Origin of the sequence: Pseudodonghicola xiamenensis DSM 18339, assembly GCF_000429365.1 — a bacterium.
Classification (GTDB): domain Bacteria; phylum Pseudomonadota; class Alphaproteobacteria; order Rhodobacterales; family Rhodobacteraceae; genus Pseudodonghicola; species Pseudodonghicola xiamenensis.
Genome location: NZ_AUBS01000013.1, coordinates 83,382 through 108,491, shown reverse-complemented (window position 1 = coordinate 108,491; position 25,110 = coordinate 83,382). Strand labels below are relative to the sequence as shown.

At 64.9% G+C, this 25,110-nt stretch carries 22 protein-coding genes, 1 tRNA gene and 1 pseudogene; 11 read left to right on the top strand and 13 right to left on the bottom strand.

Translation table 11 applies throughout. The features are described from left to right. Positions 1-670 (bottom strand): annotated as a pseudogene (locus G455_RS24040) (IS110 family RNA-guided transposase); the annotation flags it as partial. A 104-nt stretch (positions 671-774) separates the two neighbouring features. Next, positions 775-1,614, bottom strand: a complete 840-nt coding sequence (locus G455_RS24035; RefSeq protein WP_051312461.1) for a LysR family transcriptional regulator — start codon at positions 1,612-1,614, stop codon at positions 775-777. A 114-nt stretch (positions 1,615-1,728) separates the two neighbouring features. On the opposite strand from G455_RS24035, the gene G455_RS0112695 reads away from it, so the two are divergent. Then, complete coding sequence (locus G455_RS0112695) at positions 1,729-2,697, top strand: quinone oxidoreductase family protein (protein WP_028094052.1); 969 nt, start codon at positions 1,729-1,731, stop codon at positions 2,695-2,697. A 192-nt stretch (positions 2,698-2,889) separates the two neighbouring features. Here the strand turns inward: G455_RS0112695 and G455_RS0112690 are convergent. Then, a tRNA-Ser gene (locus G455_RS0112690) sits at positions 2,890-2,979 on the bottom strand. 365 nt (positions 2,980-3,344) lie between these two features. On the opposite strand from G455_RS0112690, the gene G455_RS0112685 reads away from it, so the two are divergent. The 8 genes from G455_RS0112685 (at position 3,345) to G455_RS0112650 (ending at position 10,524) form a co-directional block, all read left to right on the top strand. Further along, positions 3,345-4,145 (top strand): SPOR domain-containing protein, encoded by an 801-nt coding sequence (locus tag G455_RS0112685; protein WP_051312465.1) that lies wholly within the window; start codon positions 3,345-3,347, stop codon positions 4,143-4,145. Positions 4,146-4,155: 10 nt separating this feature from the next. After that, positions 4,156-5,334, top strand: a complete 1,179-nt coding sequence (locus tag G455_RS0112680; RefSeq protein WP_028094050.1) for a D-alanyl-D-alanine carboxypeptidase family protein — start codon at positions 4,156-4,158, stop codon at positions 5,332-5,334. Continuing rightward, entirely contained in the window at positions 5,331-5,957 is a 627-nt protein-coding gene (gene tmk, locus G455_RS0112675) for a dTMP kinase (RefSeq protein WP_028094049.1), read from the top strand. The genes G455_RS0112680 and tmk overlap by 4 nt, the downstream gene beginning before the upstream one ends. After that, positions 5,954-7,069 (top strand): DNA polymerase III subunit delta', encoded by a 1,116-nt coding sequence (locus G455_RS0112670; RefSeq protein ID WP_028094048.1) that lies wholly within the window; start codon positions 5,954-5,956, stop codon positions 7,067-7,069. The genes tmk and G455_RS0112670 overlap by 4 nt, the downstream gene beginning before the upstream one ends. Positions 7,070-7,142: 73 nt before the next feature. Next, positions 7,143-7,958 (top strand): TatD family hydrolase, encoded by an 816-nt coding sequence (locus G455_RS0112665; RefSeq protein ID WP_028094047.1) that lies wholly within the window; start codon positions 7,143-7,145, stop codon positions 7,956-7,958. Further along, positions 7,955-8,755 carry an MBL fold metallo-hydrolase gene (locus tag G455_RS0112660; RefSeq protein WP_028094046.1) on the top strand — a complete coding sequence of 267 codons (801 nt, stop codon included), beginning with the start codon at positions 7,955-7,957 and terminating at the stop codon, positions 8,753-8,755. Before G455_RS0112665 ends, G455_RS0112660 begins: the two co-directional genes overlap by 4 nt. 72 nt (positions 8,756-8,827) lie before the next feature. Further along, complete coding sequence (locus G455_RS0112655; protein ID WP_028094045.1) at positions 8,828-9,760, top strand: AEC family transporter; 933 nt, start codon at positions 8,828-8,830, stop codon at positions 9,758-9,760. A gap of 71 nt (positions 9,761-9,831) precedes the next feature. Continuing rightward, positions 9,832-10,524 carry a metal-dependent hydrolase gene (locus tag G455_RS0112650; protein WP_028094044.1) on the top strand — a complete coding sequence of 231 codons (693 nt, stop codon included), beginning with the start codon at positions 9,832-9,834 and terminating at the stop codon, positions 10,522-10,524. Between the two features lie 39 nt (positions 10,525-10,563). On the opposite strand, the gene G455_RS0112645 is transcribed toward G455_RS0112650, so the two are convergent. From G455_RS0112645 to G455_RS0112620, 6 genes are all read right to left on the bottom strand, one after another. After that, positions 10,564-11,400, bottom strand: a complete 837-nt coding sequence (locus G455_RS0112645) for an IclR family transcriptional regulator (protein WP_028094043.1) — start codon at positions 11,398-11,400, stop codon at positions 10,564-10,566. A gap of 108 nt (positions 11,401-11,508) precedes the next feature. Beyond that, entirely contained in the window at positions 11,509-12,252 is a 744-nt protein-coding gene (locus G455_RS0112640; RefSeq protein ID WP_028094042.1) for an SDR family oxidoreductase, read from the bottom strand. Between the two features lie 13 nt (positions 12,253-12,265). After that, on the bottom strand, positions 12,266-13,834 hold the full coding sequence (locus G455_RS0112635; protein ID WP_028094041.1) for a class I adenylate-forming enzyme family protein: 1,569 nt from the start codon (positions 13,832-13,834) through the stop codon (positions 12,266-12,268). Between the two features lie 73 nt (positions 13,835-13,907). Next, positions 13,908-14,699, bottom strand: coding sequence for a TIGR03084 family metal-binding protein (locus G455_RS0112630; RefSeq protein ID WP_028094040.1), 792 nt, complete (start codon positions 14,697-14,699; stop codon positions 13,908-13,910). Further along, entirely contained in the window at positions 14,700-15,512 is an 813-nt protein-coding gene (locus tag G455_RS0112625) for an enoyl-CoA hydratase/isomerase family protein (protein ID WP_028094039.1), read from the bottom strand. It lies immediately after the preceding gene. A gap of 12 nt (positions 15,513-15,524) precedes the next feature. Continuing rightward, the gene (locus G455_RS0112620; protein WP_035366689.1) at positions 15,525-17,300 is read right to left on the bottom strand and encodes an acyclic terpene utilization AtuA family protein; all 1,776 of its coding nucleotides are present in this window, start codon (positions 17,298-17,300) and stop codon (positions 15,525-15,527) included. A gap of 131 nt (positions 17,301-17,431) precedes the next feature. Here G455_RS0112620 and G455_RS25615 point away from each other — a divergent pair, with 131 nt between their 5' ends. Beyond that, positions 17,432-18,052 carry a TetR/AcrR family transcriptional regulator gene (locus tag G455_RS25615; RefSeq protein WP_051312459.1) on the top strand — a complete coding sequence of 207 codons (621 nt, stop codon included), beginning with the start codon at positions 17,432-17,434 and terminating at the stop codon, positions 18,050-18,052. Between the two features lie 31 nt (positions 18,053-18,083). After that, positions 18,084-19,241, top strand: a complete 1,158-nt coding sequence (locus tag G455_RS0112610; RefSeq protein ID WP_229861786.1) for an acyl-CoA dehydrogenase family protein — start codon at positions 18,084-18,086, stop codon at positions 19,239-19,241. Positions 19,242-19,264: 23 nt separating this feature from the next. Here the strand turns inward: G455_RS0112610 and G455_RS0112605 are convergent, their stop codons facing one another. From G455_RS0112605 to G455_RS0112590, 4 genes are all read right to left on the bottom strand, one after another. Then, the gene (locus G455_RS0112605; protein WP_028094036.1) at positions 19,265-19,672 is read right to left on the bottom strand and encodes a GFA family protein; all 408 of its coding nucleotides are present in this window, start codon (positions 19,670-19,672) and stop codon (positions 19,265-19,267) included. 134 nt (positions 19,673-19,806) lie between these two features. Beyond that, positions 19,807-20,928, bottom strand: a complete 1,122-nt coding sequence (locus G455_RS0112600) for an ABC transporter permease (RefSeq protein ID WP_229861787.1) — start codon at positions 20,926-20,928, stop codon at positions 19,807-19,809. A 3-nt stretch (positions 20,929-20,931) separates the two neighbouring features. After that, positions 20,932-23,682, bottom strand: a complete 2,751-nt coding sequence (gene rbbA / locus G455_RS0112595) for a ribosome-associated ATPase/putative transporter RbbA (RefSeq protein ID WP_051312457.1) — start codon at positions 23,680-23,682, stop codon at positions 20,932-20,934. A 10-nt stretch (positions 23,683-23,692) separates the two neighbouring features. Next, a complete protein-coding gene (locus G455_RS0112590; protein ID WP_051312455.1) occupies positions 23,693-24,712 on the bottom strand; it encodes an HlyD family secretion protein in 1,020 nt (339 codons plus the stop codon). Positions 24,713-25,110: the final 398 nt, after the last annotated feature.

Here is a 25,110-nt window from a genome sequence, read left to right as displayed (position 1 = left end):
TCACCGGTCCGACGCCGGGAATGGTCTGCAGGAGTTGCGCCTGGCGGCTGAGACGGGCCTGGATACGCATGGTGATTTCGTACCAGCGAAGGCGGTTGTGCAGCTCGACCAGCTGACGGCTGAGAACCCTCAGAACGTCCTGGGCGAGCGCAGGGAACCCGGACTGCTTGCCCTCAATGATCCCTTTCGCAAAATCGATGGCCCGCGCGACGCCCCGAGCGATGGTGATCCCGAACTCCGCGGCCAGGCTTCGGAGCATGTTGATCAACTGGGTGCGCTGTCGAACCACGAAGTCCCGCGCGCGATGCAAGGAGAGAAGCGCCTGCTGGTCCTCGGACTTGATCTCGACGAAGCGCATCGTCGGTCGCGTCACGGCTTCGCAAATGGCCTCTGCATCGACCGCGTCGGACTTGCCCCGTTTCACGTAGGGTTTGACGTACATCGGCGGCATCAGCCGGACAGTATGACCGAGCTTCGTAAGCTCACGGCCCCAATGGTGGCTCGATGCGCAGGCTTAGATGCCGATGAGGCAGGGCGACAGTCTCTCGAAGAACGCCAGCACCTGCGCCCGGCGCAAAGGCCGATTGAAAGCGACCTCTCCGGTCTCGGTAACTCCGTGGACATGGAAGATGTTCTTGGCCAGGTCCAGGCCGACAGTGGTAACTTGCATGGGGTGGCTCCTCTCAATTGCAGATTCTGACACCTGCACTATGGCGCATTGCGACGCCGGGAGCGGGGGCCATCCACCCCATCTGTCTCTGCGATGGCAACACATCATGTCAACGCGGATCTGAAGAGTTCGATCGTTCTCCTGATCCGCTCCTGGTGGCGCTGCGAGTTATGGGTCACGGACCAGATATCGCGGACAAGAAGCGGTTCTTCCGAGCCGACTTTCACCAGCTCCTCCCGGTTTGCAGCCAGAAAATCTGGAAGCGCGGCGATGCCGCCTTTCTCCAGAACCGCTGCCAACTGCAAGTCGACGTCATCAGCATAGAAGGCGAACCGCCCGCCAGCGATCCGGTTGAGTGCGACCTGTTGCGGCATTGCGTCCGGAACGTCACCTTGGCCGATATACAGACGGTCCTCTTCTGAGGTATGCGCGATATAATCCCGGTGCGCGTAAAGACGAAACGCGATAGAGCCGAGCTTGGAGATCGCCAGATCGCCCTTCTGCGGCCGCGTCAGGCGAACCGCAATGTCGGCTTCGCCGCGCTGCATCGACGCGAAACCGATTTCACCGGTAAGTTGAATCTTCAACTCGGGGTATCTGCGCCCAAACGACAGGAGCGGCCCAACTAGCCGGGATTTGGCAAGGGCGGGCGGGGCTGAAATCTTGACGCGGCCGACCATGCCCGGGCGCATCCCCGCCGCGCATCTCTCTGCCTCACGGGCGGCCTCCATCATCGGTTGGGTTGCATCGGCGAAATCGCGCCCCACCGCAGTCAGGGCTAGTGACCGTCCGCGCCGGTCGAACAGATTGAGACCCGTATCGCTTTCGAGCGCCTGAATACGCCTTGTGACCGTGGTTCGTTCGACGCCCAACTCCCGCGCAGCGGCAGCGACACTACCGCTCTCAACCAATGTCCGGAAGAAGCGGATATTTTCCCAATCCATCAAGTTGCGCCTTTTAAGATGCATTTACGCATCGAATGAATGCAGAGTTTATGCATTTAAATCGGCCCCGGTGTCACGGATATTTCGCCTCGTAAGAACCGAAAGGGACACTCCATGACCCAAGTTGTCGAACTATCTGCCACCGGCGGGATAAATAACCTGTCGCTCCTATCGCGCGACCCCGGCGATCCCGGCCCCGGAGAAATCCGTTTGCGCCAGACCGGTGCAGGCGTGAACTTCATCGACATATACCAGCGAAAGGGCATTTATCCCCTTCCCATGCCGGCCGTGCTTGGCGTGGAAGGTGCAGGCGTCGTGGAAGCCATCGGTGCAGATGTCACCCATGTCGCGGTTGGGGATCGTGTCGGATATGCTGGCATCGTGGGCGGATATGCAGAAGCGCGGCTTCTGCCCGCTTGGCGCGCGATCAAGCTGCCTGAGGATCTTTCCGACACGCTGGCCGCCAGCGGTCTGCTGCGCGCCTGTACCGCGCATATGCTGCTCTGCAAAGTCCATGCGGTTACACCAGGAACGACGATCCTGCTACACGCCGGCGCTGGCGGTCTAGCGAGCATTGTCATGCCTTGGGCAAAGCGGCTCGGCGCGCGTATCATTGCGACTGTCAGCACCGAAGAGAAAGCCGAACGCGCGATGGCGCGCGGGGCCGACAAGGTCATCATCGGTCGCGACGCGGATATTGCAAGAGACGTGCGCAAATGGACAGACGGTCGCGGTGTCGATTTTACGATAGATGGCATCGGTGAACCGACGTTTCGGGCGTCGCTGGAAGCCACCGCAAAGTTCGGCACCTTCGCAAGTGTCGGTCAGGCAGGAGGAGAGCTTAAGTCGCTATCAGCAGAAGACTTAGCTCCTCAGCGGAGCCTGGGGTTTCACACGCCCAGCGTGATGGCCTATCTCGCGGACCCGGCGCGATACGAGGCGGTGACGAAAGAGGCAATCGAAGCCTTGCGATCCGGTCCGCAGACGCCACAGGGGCCGCAATTCCCGCTTTCCGATTCCAGTATCGCACAGTCTTCCCTCGAGAACGGCGCCACCATCGGCACGCCGCTCCTCGTGATCTGAAAGAAAACCAAAAGCCGCCCTTCGCACTGCAATGCCGAAGGGCGGTTTTGTCCGCACAACTGACACCCCGGATCGGCCGCGCAGGTCTATTTTGCTCTAAGGGGACTGGCACCACCGAACGGGAACGACCGTCCTTTCAGCCTACGATGATCGGCGGCGATTTGCCCTTTGAGGATGGCAATCGGCGCCAAGTGGCGGGGAGACAGGGATTCGAACCCTGGGAACGCTCTCACGCTCAACGGTTTTCAAGACCGCCGCATTCGACCACTCTGCCACCTCCCCGGCTTTGGCCGGTGTAGGACGCGCCGAAGTCCCAGGCAAGCGGAAAACCGGGGATTTTCTGCCGACCGCCAACCGCCATGCTTTCCATACCGCCGCCCCCGCGTTATGATTGCGCCAATCGTCGCGCGGCGCTGACGTCGGGTCAGGGGTTTGGGGCTCCCGAACCGGCCAAGTGGATCGCAATTCCATTGCAGAGCCGGGCGACGGCAGGACCGGGACAACCGGCAGGAGCACAGGGCAGACGGGCCGCACCCGCCGCCGACAGGCAAGGAACGTGAGTGAATATGGATCGAGCGAATCGTAGTCTCCGGCACCCGTTTCATGCGGTCGGGCGCCCGGCGCGGCTGATCGTGCTTCTCGGCGCCATGAGTCTGCTGGCCGCCTGCGAAGAGGGCCCGAAAATGCCCGAATTCCTCAAACCCGGCGCAAAGGACGCAGAAACCGCACCGGTGCAGAGTTCACGCACCAAGCTGGTTGCCCGCGACGTCGAGGCGCCCGAGGTCTTCCAGGTCACCGAAACCGGCCTGTGGGACGGGCGTCCCTCGCTCGGCGGGGTCTGGGTGGCCCATCCCGACGTTCAGGATCCCGAGCGGGTGATCATCCGCAACATGGCCAACGGCAAATTCGTCATCGGCGCCCTGTTCCGCCGCGAACGCGCCATTCCCGGTCCGCGCATTCAGGCCTCGTCCGACGCGGCCGAAGCGCTGGGAATGCTGGCCGGCGCGCCGGTGGAACTTAACGTCACCGCCCTTCGCCGCGAAACCCTGGAGCCCGAGACGGAAGAGCCCACGGCTGCGGCCCCCGAGGCCGCTGCAAAAGTGCAAGAGACAGGGCTGCCTGAGCCAGAGCCACCGGTCCCGGCAACGGTCGAAACCGCCCCCGTGGCCAAGCCGAAAGCGGCGTCCGCGAAACCCGCCGCGCCGAAGTCGTCTCTTGCGAAACCCTATGTGCAGATCGGCATCTTCAGCGTTAAGGCCAATGCCGAACGGACCGCCAGGCAGATGCGCAGCGCCGGCATGCTCCCCACTGTGCTGGAGCAGGAGTTGAACGGAAAACAATTCTGGAGGGTGGTCGTCGGACCGGCGCGGAATAAATCCGACCTCAGCGCCCTGTTGAAGAAAGTGAAGGAAATCGGATTCTCGGATGCCTATGCCGTCTCGAACTGATCCCCGCCCCATGACCCGCCCCCTCCGCCGCAGCCTGCGGCTGAGCGTGTTGGCCTGTTCCGCCCTGCTCTGGGCGCTGCCGGCCTCGGCTTTCGACACCCGGGCACGAGCCGCCTATATTCTGGACCAGACCACGAATACCGTGCTGCTGGCGAAGAATGCGGACGAAGCGATCCCGCCCGCCTCCATGTCCAAGCTGATGACGCTCTACATCGCCTTCGAGGCGCTGCGCGACGGGCGACTGACGCTGAACGAACGCCTGCCGGTATCGGAACACGCGATGAGCTATGGCGGCTCGACCATGTTCCTCGATACCACCGACCGGGTTCGGGTCGAGGATCTGTTGCAGGGGATCATCGTGCTCAGCGGCAATGACGCCTGCGCGGTGATCGCCGAAGCCCTCAGCCCCGACGGCACCGAGGCCGGTTTCGCCCGCTACATGACCCAGCGCGCCAGACAGCTCGGGATGGAGCATTCGACCTTCGCCAATTCCAACGGCTGGCCCGCTGCCGGCCATCTGATGTCTGTGCATGACCTGGCGATCCTGGCGCAGCATATCATCAGCGATTTCCCGGAATATTATCCGCTGTTTTCGGAAACCCATTTCGATTTCGACGGTCGCGCGCCGTCGAACACGCAGAACCGCAATCCGCTGCTGCATCTGGGCATCGGCGCCGACGGGCTCAAGACCGGCCACACCCAGGAGGCCGGTTATGGCCTGGTCGGGTCGGCCAAGCAGGGCGACAGGCGGGTGATTTTCGTGATTTCGGGGCTTTCCACCAAGGAAGCCCGCGCCGACGAGGCGGAGGCGATCGTCAACTGGTCCTTTCGCCAATTTGCCAGAAAGACCCTTGCCCAGGCGGGCGCCCCGGTCGCCCAGGCCAAGGTCTGGATGGGACGCGACCAGACGGTAGGATTGGTGCCCGAGGGCGATCTCACCGCGCTGTTGCCGGTGATGTCCTCGGACGACGTGCAGGCCGAGGTGGTCTATACCGGCCCGATCCACGCGCCGATCACCAAGGGGCAGAAGCTGGCCGATCTGGTCTTTACCCCTGAAGGCATGGGCGAAATCCGCCGACCGCTGGTGGCGGCCAACGATGTGCCCACCGGCGGCTTCATGGTGCGGGTGCAGACCGCCGCCAGCGTGCTTCTGACCAAGCTGATCAAAGGCCCCGAGGGGACGATGTGACAACCCGGGGGCGTTTCATCACCTTCGAGGGGATCGACGGGTCCGGCAAATCGACCCAGGCACGGCTCTTGGCAGAAGCCCTGCGCGCGCAGGGCCGCGATGTGGTGCTGACCCGGGAACCCGGCGGATCGCCGGGCGCCGAGGAGATCCGGCGCCTGGTTCTTGAAGGCGACCCCGACCGCTGGTCGGCGGAGACTGAGATCCTCCTGTTCACCGCCGCCCGCCGCGACCATCTGGAGCGCACGATCAATCCGGCCCTCACCGCCGGCCAGGTGGTGGTCTGTGACCGTTTCGCCGACAGCACGCGGATGTATCAGGGTCTGTCGCGCGGCGATCTCAGGGCGCTGGTCGACCAGCTCCACGATCTGATGATCGGGCGCGACCCCGACCTGACGATCCTGATTGACATGGACCCGGACCTGGGCCTGTCCCGCGCCAAGGGACGCCAGGGCCATGAGGAACGCTTCGAGGATTTCGGGCTCGAGCTGCAACTCCGCATGCGAGAAGGATTCCTAGCGCTGGCAGCGGAATTTCCCCACCGGTTCCGGGTGATCGACGGGGCCCGCCCGATCGAGACGGTCGCCGCCGATGTCCTCTCCCTGGTGGAGCCCGCCCTGCCATGAACGACATACCGGTGGCAGATCAGGTCCCCGGGGCGCCGCATCCGCGCGAAACCCCGCATCTGTTCGGCCAACAGGCCGCCGAACGGGCATTTCTCGAGGCCTATGCCTCTGGCCGTCTCCACCACGCCTGGCTGCTGACCGGTCCGCGCGGTGTCGGCAAGGCGACGCTGGCCTGGCGCATCGCGCGCTTCCTGCTCGCCACGCCGCCAGTCGAGGAAGACGGGCTGTTCGGGGCGCCGCCCCCGCCTGAAACATTGGATATCTCCCCCGAGCATCCGGTGGCGCACCGGCTGCTGGCGGGCTCCGATCCCGGGCTGATCACCATCACCCGCAGTGTCAACGACAAGACCGGCCGGCTGCGCGACGAGATCGTCGTCGATGACGTGCGGGTGCTGAACCGTTTTTTCGGCCTGTCGGCCACGGACGGCGGTCGCCGGGTGGTGATCGTCGATTGCGCCGACGATATGAACGTGAACGCCGCCAACGCCCTGCTGAAGATGCTGGAGGAGCCGCCGGCGCGCACCACGCTTCTGTTGGTCTCACACCGTCCTTCGGGTCTGTTGCCGACGATCCGGTCGCGCTGTCGCACCCTGCGCCTGTCGCCGCTATCGCCCCAGGACATGGCCGCCGCACTGGAACAGGCCGGGGTGGAGCTGTCCGGCAATGCCGATCACATGACCGCGCTCGCCGCCGGATCGGTGGGCGCCGCCCTGCGGCTCACCGCTCTTGGCGGGCTCGACCTTTATGGTGAGCTGATCGCGCTCCTGTCGACCCTGCCCCGGCTCGACCGGCCGCGCGCGCTGGCCCTGGCCGATACCGCGGCGCAACGCGGCGCCGGCGACCGCTTCGATTTGCTGCTCGATCTGATCGACACTGCGCTGGCCCGCCTCGCCCGCACCGGCGCCGCCGGCCAGCCGCCGCAACCCGAAGCCGCCCGCGGCGAAGCCGAAACCCTGACCCGGCTGGCGCCCAATGCCCATTGCGCGCGCGCCTGGGCCGATACGGCAGCCGAGATCACCGCCCGCAGCCGCCATGGCAAGGCGGTCAACCTTGACCCCGCCGCACTTGTCCTAGATACGGTTTTCAAGATGCAGAAGACCGCCGCAGGCTGATCCCTGCCCGCTCCCGCTCCGGCACCAGCCGCCCCGGGATCCGCCCCGCGGCGCGACAACCGACCGGAAGACGATGACCGACCAAGCCCAACCGGAAATCACCGACAGCCATTGCCACCTGGACTTCCCCGATTTCGATGGCGAAGTCGATGCCCTGATCGCCCGCGCCGCCGAGGCGGGCGTCACCCGCATGGTGACGATTTGCACCCGGCTGAAGAACGAACCCCGTGTCCGAGCGCTCGCCGAGGCGCACGACCCGGTCTTCTTCGCCGCCGGCACCCACCCGATGAGCGCCGCCGAAGAGCCAATGGCCACGGTCGATGAACTGATCGCGCTGGCCCAGCATCCCAAATTCGTGGGCCTCGGCGAAACCGGGCTCGATTATCACTATTCGGCCGATAGCGCAGAGGTGCAGCAGCAAAGCCTGCGTATCCATGTCACCGCCGCCCGCGAAACCGGGCTGCCGCTGATCATCCATTCCCGCGCCGCCGACGACGACATGACCCGCATCCTGACCGAGGAATACCGCAAGGGCGCCTATTCCTGCGTGATGCATTGCTTCTCCTCCTCGGCGGAGCTGGGCAAGGCGATGCTCGATCTGGGCTTCTATCTCTCGATGTCCGGCATTGCCGCCTTCCCCAAAAGCAAGGACCTGCGGGAGATCTTCGCCGCAGCCCCGCTCGACCGCATCCTGGTCGAGACCGACAGCCCTTATCTGGCCCCGCCGCCGCATCGCGGCAAACGCAACGAGCCGGCCTTCTCCGCCCTGACCGCACGCGTCGGCGCCGAGGTCTTCGGCCTCGACTACGCCGATTTCGCAGCGCAGACACAGCGGAATTTCGACCGGTTGTTCAGCAAGGCCGCTGCCTGGCGCAAGGAGGGCGCATGAGCAACCTGCGCATCACCATCCTCGGCTGCGGTTCTTCGGGCGGTGTGCCGCGACTGGGCGGGCATTGGGGCGCCTGCGATCCGCTGAATCCGCGCAACCGGCGTCGGCGCTGTTCGATCCTGGTGGAACGCGACGGGCCCGAGGGCACCACCAGCGTTCTGATCGACACCGGCCCCGACATGCGCGACCAGCTTCTGGGCACCGATACCGGCCGGCTCGACGGTGTGGTCTACACCCATTCCCATGCCGATCACGTCCATGGTATCGACGATTTGCGGATGATCGTCTTCAACATGCGGGCCCGGGTGCCGGTCTGGGCCGATGGCGACACCCAGAACGCGCTGCTGAACCGCTTCGGCTATGCCTTCGTCCAACCCGAAGACTCTCCCTATCCGCCGATCCTCGACCTGCGGTCAATCAGCGGTCCGTTCCAGATCGACGGCCCCGGTGGCCCGATCCCGCTGCGCCCGTTCCGGGTCAACCACGGATCAATCGACGCGCTTGGCTTCCGGATCGGCGATATCGCCTATCTGCCCGATGTGGCCGAAATCTATGACGACGCCTGGGATGAACTCCAGGATCTCGACTGTTGGATCCTCGACACGTTGCGCTACACTCCGCACCCGACCCATTCGCACCTGAGCCAGTCGCTCGACTGGATCGAGAAGGTCGGCGCCAAGCGCGCAGTGCTGACCAATATGCACATCGACCTCGATTACTCGACGCTCGCCTCAGAAACGCCCGACCATATCACGCCCGCCTTCGACGGCATGGTGATCACCGGCGACCTGGAATAACGCTGCCATCGGCTTTTCTGGCCCGCTCATCTCGCCGCAGGCCCCCAACAGTACTCAGAGGCCCCCGGGACCATGTTTCAAAGCCTGATCGACGTCATCCTTCCGGTCTTTCTGGTGATCGGCGCCGGTTATGCCACAACCCGGGCGGGCTATTTCCAGCAAAACCACATCGACGGCATCATGCGGTTCACCCAGGGCTTTGCGGTGCCGTGCCTGCTGTTCAGCGCAATCTCGCATCTCGACCTCAAGGCGAGTTTCGATCCACGCCTTCTGGCCAGCTTCTATTCCGGCGCATTGATCTGTTTCACCCTCGGGGTCTTCGGCGCCCGGTTCCTGTTCAACCGGGATTGGGAGGACGCGGTCGCCATCGGCTTTTGCTGCCTGTTCTCGAACTCGGTCCTGCTCGGCCTGCCGATCACAGAACGCGCCTATGGAGCCGGAAACCTCACCGGCAACTATGCCATCATCGCCTTCCACTCGCCGTTCTGCTATGGCGTCGGCATCACCGCGATGGAGGCGGTGCGCAGCCGCGGGCGTGGCGGCAGGCACATGGTGCGCGCGGTCCTGACGGCAATGTTCCGCAACGTGCTGATCCTGGCAATCGCGCTCGGTTTCATCGTCAACCTGACCGGGCTGCAACTGTTCGGCGCCGCCGAACAGGCGCTGTCGCTGATCACCCGCACCGCCTTGCCCGGCGCGCTCTTCGCGCTTGGCGGCGTGCTGGTGCAATACAAGCCCGAGGGCGACATGAAGACGATCCTTTTCGTCTGCGCCCTGTCGCTGATGGCGCACCCCGCCTTTGTCTGGCTGTTCGGCAAGGGCTTCGGCCTGCCGCAGGATCTGTTCCGCTCCGGCGTGCTCAACGCCTCGATGGCGCCGGGGTTCAATGCCTATATCTTCGCCAACATGTACGGTCGAGCCAAGCGCGTCGCCGCCTCTTCCGTATTGATCGCCACCGGTAGCTCCATCCTCACCGTGTGGTTCTGGCTCTTTATCCTGGGCTGAAGCCGGCCCGGCTGGTCATCGCGGGCCAGTGCGCTACTCTGATCACTGAGAGACATTCAGGAGGACATCCCATGAAGATCATCTGGCTCGGCCACGGCTCCTTCCGGATCGAGACCGGCGACGCGGTGCTGCTGCTCGATCCCTGGTTCACCGGCAACCCGATGCTGCCCGAGGACCAACACGAGGCCGCCATCACCGGTGCCACCCACATCCTGCTGACCCATGCGCATTTCGACCATGCCGCCGATGTACTGGATCTGTCGAAAAAGCTGAATATCCCGATTGTCGGCCAGTTCGATCTGATGAGCTATTGGGGAGAGGCCAAGGGGGTCGAGACCATCGGCTTCAACAAGGGCGGCACCGTCGATCTGGCCGGCGCCAAGGTGTCGATGGTCAATGCCGAACATTCCTCGACCCTCGCCGGCCCCGACGGCCCGCGCGCTGGTGGCTCCGAAGCAGGCTTCATGATCCAGGCCGAGGGCAAGACGCTCTATTGCAGCGGCGACACCGACATCATGGCAGATATGGAGTGGATGGGGGATTATTATAAACCCGACATCGGCATCCTGTCTGCCGGCGGTTATTTCACCATGGACATGGACAAGGTCGCCTATGCCGCCAAGCGGTATTTCGACTTCAAGACGCTGATCCCGGCGCATTACCGCACCTTCCCGCTGCTGGAGCAATCAGCCGAAAAGCTGGTCGCTGCCCTGCCGGGGGTGGATGTGATCGAACCCGAGGTGATGCAGCCGATCGAGGTCTGAGGCTGTTTCGGCGCCGCCCGCGATGCGCGGCGGCGCCCCCTACATCTGGTCGGAGGACCAGCCGCGATACCCCAGCGCCTCGGAAATCTGCCGGGCGGCGGCCTTCACCTCCGCTTCGATCTCACCGACGATGGGGCTGCCCTCGGCAAAGACGCTGGCATGGCCGGTGACATTGATCGCGGCGATGGCACGGCCCTGGTAATCATGCACTGCCACCGCCGCCGAGCCGATATCATGTTCGAAATTCGCCACGCTCCAGGTCATGCCGCGGGCGCGGTCGGTCTCGAGCTGGCGCTGCAGCTCTTCCAGCGTGGTGCGGGTCTTGTCGGTATAGGCCTCCAGCGCCTGCCCCTGATAGAGCTCGCGCAGCTCTGCCGGGGTCAGCTCGGCCAGAAGAATCCGCCCGATGGTGGTGGCATGGGCCGGCAGCCGCGATCCTTCGCGGACTGAGCTGGCCAGATGCGACACCGGGGTTTCGCGCGCCAGATAGACGATCTCGCGCCCTTCGCGCACCGCCAAATGCGCCGACAGCCCCAGCTTGGTGGCCAGCGACTTCAGCACCGGGCGCGCTGTCGGAATAATACCGCGTTCGTTCAGCGCCTGGGTCGCCAGCGCGATCACTCCGGTGCCCAGCCTGTAGCCGCCGGCGTCAGGCAGCGCCTCGATCATCCGCTCGGCCTCCAGCGTCGCCAGCAACCGGATCAACGTGGTTCGATTGATGCCGATCTCCTTCGCCGTCTGGCTAGAGTTGCGACAATGATTCCCCGCCGCGATATGCCTGAGCAGCCGGAACGCCCGCTCGACCGGCGGAACAGAGTAATCGGGAGCCGGCTTCTGCCCGCCCCCCGTGTCCTGATCAGGCGCATCTAGAGTCATCATCCGGCTCCGAAGGGTTCCATCCAATATTGAACAAGACCTTCTTAATTGATCAACGCCGCAGAGCAAACCCGGAGGACGCCGAAGCGATCCCGAAGCGACCCAGCCCTAGATTTCATCAAACCCCTGGTAAAAGCGGTTCCAGGTGGGCGAGATCAGGATTTCATTGACGCAGGCATGCGCCGGCATCTCGGCCACGAAACGGACGGTGGCCGCCAGATCCTCGACCTGCAGCATCCGCGCCCGGACCTCGACCGAGGGCGGATTGGGCCGGGTGTCGAGAATATCGGTCGCCACCTCGCCCGGCATGATCACGGTGGAGCGGATGCCATGGCCCCCGCCCTCGTCGTTGATCGTCTCGTTCAGCGCGATCACCGCCCGTTTGGTGGCGCCATAGGCCGCCCCGGTCAGCCGGCCGTTATACCGCCCCGCCCAGCTTGAGATCAGGATGATCTGGCCGCCGCCCCGCGCCCGCATCCCCGGCAGCACCGCGTGCACCGGGTAATAGACGCCGTTCAGGTTCACATCGACGACCTTCTGCCAATCGGCGGCGCTCAGGTCGAAAAGTGCCCGTTTGGGTACGTTGAGACCGGCGTTCGCCAATAGCAGGTCGACCGCACCGATCCGCTCGGCCGCCTCGGCCACCGCCGAGACATCGCTCACGTCGACAGAAAGGGCCTGCGCGCGGCCTCCCCCGGCCGCGATCTGATCGACCACCGCCTGCAACGGCCCCATCCGGCGGCCCGAAACCACCACCTCGGCCCCGGCGCGGGCCAGCTCCATCGCCGCACCGGCGCCGATGCCCGAGCCACCACCGGTGATCCAGACGCGTTTGCCTGTCAGTCTTCCCATTGCTCCGCCCTCCTCAAGCCGGTTGCCGTTCCCAATAGGGCGCGCGCAGTTCGCGCTTGAGGATCTTGCCGATGGTGCTGCGCGGCAGGTCCTCGCGGATTTCGACGGCCGAAAGGCGCTGGCTCTTGCCCAGCACCTCATTGGCGCGGGCGCGGATGTCATCGGCGCCGCGCAGAGCGCCGGGGCGCAGCACCACCAGACCCAGGGGCGTTTCGCCCCATTGCTCCGACGGCACCCCGATCACCGCCGCGTCGACCACACCCGGATCGTCCAGCAGCACCCGTTCCAGATCGTCGGCAAATATGTTCAACCCGCCGGAAATGATCATGTCCTTCTTGCGGTCGGACAGGATCAGAAAGCCGTCCTCGTCGAACCGGCCCATGTCGCCCGAGCGGAAATAGACCCGCCCCTGACCGTCGCGCCACAGGTAATCCGAGGTCAGATCGTCCCGCCCGAAATAGCCCACCATCATGGTGGGGGAGCGGCCGACGATCTCGCCCACCTCATCCGGGGCAACCTCGCGGCCCTGATCGTCGATCAGCCGGATATCGCTGCCCGGTGCCGGGCGGCCCACGGTGTGCAGCTTGTCGGGGTGATCATGCGCCGGCAACATGGTGATGCCACCGCCTTCGGTCAGCCCGTAAAGTTCAGTCAACGTGCCGGGAAAGCGGGTCAGCGCGTCCAGCTTGACGTCATGGCGCAGCGGTGCCGAGGTCGACCATTTCACCCGCATATCGCCCAGATCGAAATCGTCGAAGTCCGGGATGTCGAGGATGCGCTTGTATTGCACTGGCACCAGCATGGTGTGGGTGATCCGCTCGGCCTCGGCCAGCTCAAGCCAGCGGCGCGCGTCGAACTTGCCCATCAGATGCACGGTGGAGCCGCCGGCCAGCGTCGGCAGGAAAGCGACGATGGTGGTGTTGGAATAAAGCGGCGTCGACAGCAATGTGCGGGCGTCCTGATCATAGCCGCTGACCCCGATCCGATCCATCTGCGCCGCGCGCAGCCCGTGGTCGTGCAGGATGCCCTTTGGCGTGCCGGTGGTACCCGAGGAATAGATCAGGTTGAACCGATCACCCATCTCGATCGGCACCATCGGATCCTCGGTCCCCGAACCGTCCAGCAGGGTGCCATAGCTGACGCAGCCGGGGGCCGCGAAATCCAGCGCGATCACCTTCAGCGGCAGCGCTGCCACCGCCTGCGCCGCCAGGTCGCGATAGGCATGGGCTAGGAACAGGAACCGGGCGCCGCAATCGGCCAGCATCCCTTCCAGCGCCACGGGCGAGGCCATGGTGGAAAGCGGCGTCACGCAGCCCCCGGCCCGCAGCACCCCCATGAAGACCTCGGCGAATTCCGCGGAATTGGGCGACAGCACCGCCACCGGCTCCCCCTTCTGCAGGCCGAGGGCCAAGAGCGCGTTGGCGACACGGTTCACCCGCGCGTCGAACTGGCCCCAGCTCAGCCGCGTGTCGCCGCAGACCACCGCCTCCTGCCGCGCCTTGTCGCGTGCCGCGGCGCGCACCATCTCGACGACGGACATACGGGTTTGGCCCGCCTCCGACGGGCGTTCAAATTCGATCATGGAAAGCTCCTCCCTGCTCCTCCGGAGGCGATCCTAGGGCGCAGAGCAAGCTGCTGGCAAGATCATCAGCAGATCACACCACGGCAAAGCGCGTGCCGGGCGGCGGCGGAGCCTCCTTGCCGCCGGCGAAACACTGGGCAGTCCGCATCCAGAGATCGGCAACCGGCCCCGACACCGCCAGCGCGGTGTCGGCGATATTGCGGGTCTGGGTGACCACCCGGGCGAAATCCACCGCCGGGCCTTCGATCAGGTCGGGCATATCGGCATCGCCGAACTCCCAGACCGTCCCGGAGGGCGCCACCAGCCGCAACCGCGGCAACCGCTCCGGGATGTCGAGCCCCTGCACCTGATGCGACCAGCCGAAGGTATTAACCCCGAGGATCACGATATTGCCGATCCGGTCCTGGTCCTGCCGCTCCACCCCCAGCAGATCGAAAATCTCCTGCCCATGCGCCCAGGTCTCCATCTGCCGCGCGGTGATCGAGGAGCGCGCCGACATGTCCGGCCCCGCCCATTTCAACCGCAGCTTGGGATCGACATCGGCCCAACGCACCGCCATGTCTCGGAACTGCTCGCACCAGAGGTCGTAAAGCGCCCACCCCCGTTCTGGGATCGCGGCGTTTTCCACCGCGCGCATTCCCTCGGCCATCATCCGGGGAAAGGCGGCCCCGATCAGCGCGGTGAAGCCATCGGGATCGGTCAGCGACAGATCCGCCGCCCGGTTCCAGAACAGCAGGTGCACGATCACATCGTTCACCGTCCAGCCCTTGAACTGGGTCGGGCGGGTCCAATCGGCCTCCGCCACATCCTGCAAGACCGCGGCCAAGGCCTCGCTCTCGGCCAGAAAATCCTGAACCTGCTGCATCTAACTTTCCTCTCCCTCAGCCCAGGCGGGCTTTCTCTTCTCGAAAAACGCGGCGATCCCCTCGTGCCCCTCCGCCGAGAGCATGCGATCCGCGAAGCTGTCGGCGGCGAAGATCGCACGGTCCTCCGGCGTCTGTCCCGGCAAAAGCGCCAGCTGCGCCTTGATCGCGGCGACCGCACCGGGGGCAGCGGCAGCCAGATCAGCACGGGCGCGGACCAGCGCCGCCGCAATCCCCGCCTCGCCCTCGACCACCTCATCGACCAACCCCAGCACCTGCGCCCGGGGCGCATCCATCATCGTGCCGGTCAGCATCAGGCGCCGCGCCACCACCATGCCGAGCCGCGCCACCAGATGCGGCGCGATCTGTGCCGGGGTCAGGCCGATCCGGGTTTCCGACAGGGAGAATCGCGCGCCACGATCGGCGATCACCAGATCGCCGGTGGCGGCCAGCCCCAGCCCGCCGGCCATGGCGGCGCCCTCGATCACCATCACGGTGAATTGCGGCAACCGCGCCAGGGCGTTGAACATGGCACCGCCCTCAAGACTGGCGCGGCGCACCGCCTCGCGGTCGGCCTGGCCCTGAAAGGCGGCTTGAAAGGCCTTGAGATCGCCGCCGGCGGAAAAGATACCGCCGCGGCCGCGAAAGACCACGCCGCGGATGTCGCGCCGGCGGGCCAGATGCCCGGCCAGCGCCAACAGCTCCGCCGTGCGGGCGGCGGTCAGCGGGTTTCGGCGGGAGGGGTCATTGAACCAGACGGTCAACCAGCCATTGGCCAGCTCCAGATCCAGCGTGTCGGTTGCAGGTAGCTCCATCGTCCCTCCCCTTCAGGCCACATCATTGGCGATCAGCCCGGCCGGCAGGCGCACCGGCGTCGCCAGCAGCTTTTGCGCGAACCCCTTGCCCTGCGCATCGTTGCGTAGGCTGGCGATGCCACCGCCGCCAAGCGCGTTGTGCATCAGGATGTTCATCGCTCCGATGCCGGGCAGAAAGAACCGGTCGATCCGCCCCCGGTTTTCCGCCGCAAAGACCTCGGCCACCGCTTCGGGCGTCAGTCCCGCCCAGATCCAGGGCAGATAGGCCGGGTGGCGGGCGATCACCCCGATGTTGGAGGCATCGCCCTTGTCGCCCGACCGCGCCCAAGCCAGCTCAAGCAACGGTCGCGTAGTCATCTGCTGATCCATCGGATCGGGCGCCGCAGGCTCGGGCATCGCCGGCAAGACATCGGGGATAACCGGAGGATGCGCCGGGGCGAAGGGCACCGGCGCCCCCTCCAGCGTCACGTGAATATCCAGATCCGCCGCATCGGAGAGGAAGGAGAACAGCGCCACCACCGGCGAGGGTTTCGGCCGCCCCGCCCCGGTGAAGAAATGCAACCCCGGCGGTGTCGCCAATCCCATCCCCACCGCCTCGCGCAGGAACAGGCCCACCGCGCGCGGATCGTCATGGCGCACGGCGAGCTTCAGGGTGATCTCCTGATAGGCCCCCTCGCCCGGCCGGCCACCGAAGGTCTCGACCAGCGTCTCACGGAAGCCGGGGGCGCCCATCTTGCCCAGCATCCCGCCGACCCGCTCCAGCACCGCACCGGCATAGGCGCGCGCCTTTGCCTCGGCCTCCATACCGTTGAAGAACAACACATGCCCGCCGCGCCAACCGTCCTGCCAGGTGACCGAGACCTTGAGCCGCCCACTGGGCGCCCGTCCCTTGGCGCCAGTGACGCGCACCCGGTCCGGCCCGACCTGCGCCAGCTCCACCCCAGAGAAATCGCAGATGACATCGGGCAGCAGATAGGCGCGCGGATCGCCAATTTCATACAGCATCTGCTCCCCCACCGTGGCGCGGGTGACGAGGCCGGAGGTGCCCGCGGGCTTGGTCAGGGTGAAACTGCCGTCGCGCGTCATCTCCACCACCGGATAGCCGATCCGGGCGATATCGCCGGCCTGCCGCCAGTCGGTGAAATTGCCGCCGCTCGCCTGCGGACCGCATTCGATCAGATGACCGGCCAGCGATCCGGCCGCCAGCAGGTCTACCTCCTCCGCCTGCCAACCGAAACCGGCCATCGCCGCCGCCAAGGTCAGCGCGCTGTCGGCGCAGCGCCCGGTGATGACGATATCCGCCCCCGCCCGCAGCGCCGCCGCCACCGGGGCCGCGCCCAGATAGGCATTGGCCGAAACGATCCGGTCCGCCGCCGGCATCGGCGCGCCGCTGAACATCTCGGGACAGCCGGCATAATCGCCGATGCGCGGCAGCAGATCGTCGCCCTCGACCACCGCGACCTTCAGCGCCAACCCGGCCCTGGCGATCTCGGCCCTGAGCGCGTCGGCGCAGGCCATCGGGTTCACGCCGCCGGCGTTCGACAGGATCTTCACCCCGGTCTCGGCGATCCGCGCCAGATTGGGCACCATCGCCTGGGTCACGAAATCGGTGGCATAGCCAAGGGTCGCGTCCTTCTGCCGGGCGCGCGCCAGGATCGACATGGTGATTTCGGCCAGATAGTCATAAACCAGCGCATCGAGCCCTGGCACCGCCAGCAGTTGCGCAGTGGCCTGCGGGCTCTCTCCCCAAAAACCGCAGGCCCCGCCGATCCGCAGGACATCCTCCATCAGTCTCTCCTCCCCGTGGTGGCCGTCCCGCGGCCTCTCCTCCCAATCCGGACTTTACAGACCGAACGTTCTGCTTGTAAGTGAGTCCCAACGCCCCGGTCAACCGGGGATTTGCGCGAGGAAAACCACCGATGCCGGCCCAGCAGAAAGATAGCCCCAACCGGCAGGACCAACGATCAGAAGCGACACGCAAGCGCATCTGCAAGGCGATGATCGCCTGCCTTGACCGCTATGGCTATGCCGAGACCAGCTTTGCCCGGGTGCAGGAAAAGGCCGGCCTGTCGCGGGGGGCCATCACCCACCATTTCCCCGGCAAGGAAGCGCTGGTCGTCGCCACCGCGATGGAGCTTCTGGCCAATGCGCTGGAACCGGTGGAGCATCACCGGACCCGGGCCGCGCCGCTGCCGGTGCGCGATCTGATCCTGAAGGCCTGGGACCGGGTGGTGAACTCCTCCGGCGGGCGGGCGATGGTGGAAATCCTGGTGGCCTGCCGCAGCGATCGCACCCTACACGCCCTGCTGGAGGGTCAGCTGCACGACTGGGACCGGCAAAGCCGCGCCTCGATCACCCGCAACTACACCGGCGAGGATGCCGAGGACGCCGAACTTCTGTGGTCGATCACCCGCAACTTCCTGCGCGGTCTGATCCTGCACGCGCAATTCACCAGCGATCCCGCCTATCTGGCACGGATGGTCGACCGCTTCGCCCGGATGATGGAGGCCGAGCTGCACCCCCTGCCCTCGGACAAATGACTTCACCCCGCGAGATGGAGGAGATCGCGCCGTGACCCTGAAATCCCCTTTCATGACACCGGAGCGCGCCGAATTCCGCGCCAATCTGGAGCGGTTCTTCGCCGCCGAGGTCCGCCCCAATGTCGAGACCTGGGAGGCCGAGCGCCATGTGCCCCACGACATCCACGAGAAACTGGGGGCGCTAGGCGTCTTCGGCTTCGGCGTGCCGGAGGAATACGGCGGGCTCGGCTTCGACGATCCTTTCCTGCGCTGCGACTATGGTGAAATCTCCTCGGGCTGCGGCGCCTCGGGCTTCGCGGCAGCGGTGGGCGGACGGGTGATATCGGTCGGGCCGATGGTGCGCTTCGCCCCCGAGGCCTTCAAGCGCGAGGTTCTGCCCGAGATCATCGCCGGCCGCATCGGCTCGGCGCTGGCGATCACCGAACCGGGCGGCGGGTCGGACGTGGCCAACCTGCAGACCCGGGCGGAGCGGCGCGGCAATGGCTGGGTGCTGAACGGCTGCAAGACCTTCATCACCGGCGGGGTGGAGGCCGACTGGTTCGTCGTCGGCGCCCGCACCGGCGGGCCCGGGCTTGCCGGCATATCGCTGTTTCTGGTGCCCGCGGAGGCCCCCGGCTTCACCCGCACCTCGATCGGCGACAAGATGGGCTGGCATTGTTCGGATCAGGCGACGCTTTATTTCGACGATTGCGAATTGCCGGCCGAGGCGCTGATCGGCCCGGAAAACAAGGGTTTCCTCGCCATCATGGGCAATTTCAACTATGAACGGCTGGGGATGACCGCCGGCTGTCTCGGCATGATGCGGCTTTGCTTCACCTCCGCGCTCGACTGGGCGCGGGAGCGGCGCACCTTCGGCAAGCGGCTGATCGACCATCAGGTGATCGCCCATAAATTCGCCGAAATCTCTGCCCGGATCGACCTGACCGAGGCCTATCTGGAACGCATCTGCTGGACCATGGCTCAGGGCGACATGCCGGTGGCCGAGATCTGCAAGGCCAAGGTGCAGGCCACCAAGGCGCTGGAATTCGTGGCCTCTGAGGCGATGCAAATCTTCGGCGGCGCCGCCTATCTGCGCGGCAACCCGGTGGAACGGGTCTGGCGCGAGATCAAGGTGATGGCAATCGGCGGCGGGTCTGAGGAAATCCTGCGCGATCTGGCAGTGCGGCAGATGGGCGTGCTGGAGGGGTGACGTCCCGCGTCTGCCCCGAAAACCTAGATGGGGAGGCCGTCGACCTGTTGCACCAGGTCCAGATGGTCGTCCCAATCCGCACGGCTAGCGCAGAAGATATGTGCATTCGGCCGGATGCTGAGGCTGCTGTCCAGCGATCCGGCCGGCACCATCATACCGATGCCGTTTTCCCGTACCACCGGCAAGGCAGAGCCGCAGTCCATGCAAAAGCTCTTTTCAAACCGTGTGCCGGGCACTTTGAAGGTCTTGATCCGGTCCTCTCCCGCCAGCCAGGTGAGCGTCGCCGTCACCGAAAACAAATTGGCCGCATGGGCCGATCCGGTGACCTTGCGGCACCGCGAACAGTGGCACAGAAAGAACCTGTCGAAATCCCCCGCAACCTGAAACGCGACCGTGCCGCACAGGCAGCTTCCCGTGGTCAACTCCGTCATGTGCCTGCCCTTTCTGGTCGAGATGGACCGTTGAATGCCACCAGGCGCGGCGGGATGTGAGGCGGTCCCCAACCCCCGGCTCGGCGCCCCTTACCTCTTCCCTCGGCCCGATGATCGACAAGGACCCCCTAGGGTTAATTCGCCAGCACCTTGCGGAACCTGGCGATCACCACCGCCAGGAACACGGCGCCCATTGCCGCCATCGCCCCCATGTTGCCGGCCACCAGGGACAGGCCGCTGCCGCGATAGAGCACCGATTGCGCGAATTCCACGTAATGCGGCGAGGGGCTGACAACCTTCATCACCAACCGAAGCCAGGCCGGCATGGATTCCATCGGGGTAATCCCCCCCGACAGCAGGAACATCACGATGATCACCGGGATCACCAGCAGGCCGAACTGGCCCATGTTCTGGGTAAAGCTCGCCAGCAGGAGCCCCAGACTGCCGACCGAGATCACATAGATCGCCGCGCCACAGACATAGAGCAGCAAGGACCCCGCCACCGGAACCCCCATCGCCCATTGCACCACCAGCAACAGACTCGCCACCGAAGAGGCCAGGATCACGATGCCCGAAGCGAGGATCTTGGAAAACACGATCTCATGCGGGCGCACCGGCATCACCAGCACATGTTCGATGGTGCCGTGTTCGCGTTCGCGGATCAGCGACGACCCCGCCAGAATCAGCGTCAGGATGGTCACCGAATTCATCAACTGCATCACCGACGTGAACCATTTCGACGTCAGGTTCGGGTTGAAGCGATTGCGCATCACCACATCGACCAGCGCCGCGCCACTGTCGTTCGGCTGGAAATACTTGGTGACCTCATCCCCCAGAAGCTGCTGCATGTAGGCCGCGCCGTTGCCGGCCTGCGCCACGGCGGTGGCGTCGATCAGCACCATCAGCGATGCGTCCTTGCCCGAGCGCAGGTCCTGTTCGAACTTCGGCGGGATCGACACCACCAGCACATATTCGCCATTGGTCTGCGCCTCGGCCGCGGCCTTGGGGCTGAGCACGTGGGGATCGGAAAAGAGCGGCCCGCGGATCGCCTCGGTCAGGCGAAACGACAGCAGGCTGTGGTCCTCGTCCACCACGGCGACAGACAGGCCCCTGATCTCGGTCGAGCCCGCATCCGAGACCATCCATGTCGCCACGGTGAAGACATAGAGGATCAGCACCAGCATCACCTTGTCGCCACGGATCGCCCGCAGCTCCTTCACCGTCAGACGCAGGGTGTTGAAAAGGGACTGCATCATTGCCTAGGCCTCCTGCTTGCGCATCGCCAGAACCGACAGCACCAGATACAGCAGAGCGAACCCCGCGATCACCAGCGCATTGATCATCAGTTCCGCCCCACCGAACCCCTTGACGAAGGTGCCCACACTGGCCGGCTGATACCAGGCGCCCGGAAAGCTCAGCCCGACCATCCGCCCCACCGGTTGCAGCGACGACACCGGCACGATCAGCCCGGAGAAGTTCACCGTCGGGATGATCGCCAGAACCGCAGTGGCGAACACCGCCGAGACCTGCGTCCGGGTGAAAGAGGACACGAGTTGCCCGAAACCGGTCGTGGCACAGACATAGAGCAGCGAAATCCCCGCCAGCACCGGCAGGCTGCCGGTGAACGGCACCCCGAAAACCCACCGTCCCATCGCCCCCAACATCCAGAAGCTGGTCCAGGCGATGATCACATAGGGCAGTTGCTTGCCCAGCAGGAACTCGACCCGCGTCACCGGGGTGGACTGGAAATTGGCGATCGTGCCGGTCTCTTTCTCGCGCACCACGCTGATCGCCGACATGATGGCGGGGATCAGCATCAGGATCAGCATCATCATCGACGGCACCATGGCATTGGCGCTTTTGAATGCCTGGTTGAACAGATAACGCGTCTCGAAATTGACCGAACTGCCCTGCACACCGGTTTCGCGCCTGATCTCATCGGAGAACTGGTTGAGCAGGCCCAGGGCATAGCTGCGCGCGGTCTGCGCCCGGAACGGCATGGCGCCATCGACCCAGAGCAGCACCTCGGGCTCTTGCCCCTGACGCAGCTTGCGACCGAAACCATCCGGAATATCCAGGACGATAGCCACCTCGCCCGTGCCCATCCGCCGGTCGAGATCGGCGGGCGCCATGATCTCGGGCTTTTCGGTGAATTGCTTGATCGAGGTGAACTGTTCCGCCAGCAGCCGGCTTTCCGGCGTGCGGTCCTGATCGAAGGTTGCGAAACTCAATTCGTCCACATCGAAGGAAATCCCGTAGCCCATCGTCAGCATCAGGATCAGCGGCCCGACCAGCGCGAAAAACAGGCGGATTGGATCGCGCAGGAATTCCAGCGTCTCGCGCCAGCTATAGGCCCAGAGCCGGGTGAAGGAACGCGCCAGCGCCCCCTGCCCGCTTCGATCCGCGCCGTAGTCTGTCAGATCGACTGGCGCGCTGGCCTCATCTTCGGGCTGTTCGGCCTGGAGACAGTCGATAAACGCCTCCTCCAGCGTCGCCGCACCACGCCGCTCGACGATTTCGGCCGGTGCCCCGACCTCAAGCACCCGCCCTGCATGCATCAATGAAATCCGGTCGCAGCGCTCGGCCTCGTTCATGAAGTGGGTCGAAATGAAGATCGTCACGCCACGATCGCGCGACAGTTTGATCAGGGTCCGCCAAAATGCATCCCGTGCCACCGGATCCACGCCCGAGGTGGGCTCGTCCAGAATCAGGATGCGCGGCTCGTGAATGGTCGCCACCGCCAATTGCAGCCGCTGCCGGATCCCCAGCGGCAGGCTTTCGGGCATGCTCGCCGCGATCTCATCCAGTTCGAACTCAGCCAGCACCTCGGCCACGCGCGGGGCGCGCTGGTCCGGAGCGATCTCGTAAAGCTCGGCGTGCAGCTCAAGGTTCTGCCGCACCGTCAATTCGGTATAGAGCGAAAAGTTCTGCGACATATACCCGATGCGCAGCCGGCTTTTCATGTCCGAGGCGCGCAGCGTTTCCCCAAACAGCCGCGTCTCGCCCTCGGTCGGATCAAGCAGGCCGGTCATCATCTTCATCGTCGTCGACTTGCCGCAGCCGTTCGACCCCAGAAAGCCGAAGATTTCGCCTTCCGGAATGGTAAAGCTGACATCGTCGACGGCGGTGAAATCACCGAATTTCTTGGTCAGGTTCAGCGCCTCGATCGCCGGCGGGCCATCACCATCCGCGGGGCGCGGCGGCAAGACCACAGGGCCCTGATCCTCGCCCCGGTCCTCCTCCGGCAGAAGGCTCACGAAAGCCTGTTCCAGTGTCTCGGCCCCGGTCTGGCTGCGCAACGCCTCGGGGCTGCCCGAGGCGATCACCTTGCCGTCGTTCATCGCCGCCAGCCAATCGAATCGCTCGGCCTCTTCCATATAAGCGGTGGCAACGATCACGCTCATGTTCGGCATGCGTTCGCGCAGGGTGTCGATCAGCTCCCAGAACTGACGGCGCGATAGCGGATCAACACCTGTGGTGGGCTCGTCCAGGATCAGCAGATCAGGATCGTGGATCAACGCGGAACACAGACTGAGCTTCTGCTTCATACCGCCCGACAGCTTGCCGGCAGGTCGATCCGGAAAGGGTGCAAGGCCGGTGGCCTGCAGCAACATCTCGATCCTGGCCCTACGCTCCTGCGCCTTCTGACCGAAGAGCCGCCCGAAGAAATCGAGGTTCTCGCGCACCGAGAGCGTGGGTGACAGGTTCCGACCCAATCCCTGCGGCATATAGGCGACGCGGGGGGCGTTATCACGTCGGGCCGCAGATTTCGCGATATCCTGACCCAACACCTGAATGTGTCCCGACTGCAACCGGCGCACCCCGGCGATCAGCGCCAGCAGGGTGGATTTGCCCACCCCGTCCGGCCCGATCAGCCCCGCCATGCATCCGGCAGGGACATTCAGCGTCACATCGCTGAGCGCATGAACCCCGCCATAACGATGGGTGACGCCCGACAATTCGGCGATCCAGGAGCCCGCAGCTCCGGCACGGGGGGTGTCAGCACGCATCCCTCAGGCCTTATTCGGGCAGCTTGACCTGAAGATCGGCGGGCCATTGTGCGTCAGGGGCGGTTCGGACAAAGCCCAGCCCCCGGACACCGACCTTCACCTGATCCTCGAATTTCTCCAACAGCTCGCGCGGGATGGTCAGCTTGACCCGGAACACCAGCTCTTCACGCTCTTCCTGCGTCTCGACCGCCTTGGGGGTGAATTGCGACTGTGGCGCAATAAAGGTGACGCGGGCCGGGATCACATAATTGGACACCGGATCGAGAATGATCCGCGCCTCGTCATTCAGTACCAACGGCCCGACCACCGGCGCCGGCAGATAGATATTCATATAGACCTGCGTCAGGTCCAGCATGGTAAAGACCGGGGTACCGGCGGCCACCACCTCACCTGGTTCGTGCAGACGGTAGAGCACCCGCCCCTTCAGCGGCGCCCGAATCGTCAGATCGTCGAGCGAGATGTTCAGCCGCTCCACATCCGCCTCGCTGGCGGCGATCATGGCATCGGCATCAGAAATCTGCGCCTTGGCCGAGGCGAGCGAGGCCTCTGCCGCTTTCAACGTGTTGGTGGCATCGTCCAGAACGCTGTCGGCCGCATGACCATCGGCATTCAGCTGCTTGACCCGCTTGAAGTTCGTCTGCGCCACCGACAGCGCACTTTCGGCCTGCATGACCGCCGCCTCGGCGATCTGCTTCGAGGCCTTGGCGCGTAGCACCGCCGCCTTCGCGGCATTGAGCTGGGCCTGCGTATCGCGATCGTCGATCCGCGCCACCACCGCGCCAGCCTCGACGATATCCCCCTCATGGGCCACCACCTCGGTCAGCCGGCCCGCATATTTGGTGGCGACATCCACGCTCTGCGCCTCCAGCCGCCCGTTCGAACTGGCGATATTCTCATAGCGATCGCTGCCGCCGAACCGATGCAACAGCTTTTCGAAATTCGTTTCCGCATGGAGCGGCGCCGCCTGAAGAACCAGTGCGCCCCCCAAAAGAGCACTGCCAAGAATGCGAGTGAAAATCTGTCGAGCCATATAGGTTATCCTTCATGCGATCGCGCGGCGATCATGAGCCGGGACGGACGAACGGTATATGCGGCCTTCCGCCGCTGCGCCGGCCCCGTGTCTGCACTGTGTCGGCACCAGCTGACGCGTATCACCCCGAGGGCCCGCAGCGCACTCGCCCCGCAGATCCTCCCCTGCCGCAATCGGACGGAAAGACCAAGCAAAACACAACCGGAACCTGCCATGACCCGCCGTCACCTGCCACCACACATAGGTATGAACCGCATCTGGATCATCCCCATACCTATCAGATTAACGCGCCCTCTGCGGGCAAGTCGATCCATCTCTGCCACTCTTGCGCATGAACTTTAAGCGAAAGTGAAAAAACGAAAAATCCCCGAGTATTCGCCTCGTCCTGCCCTGCTTGC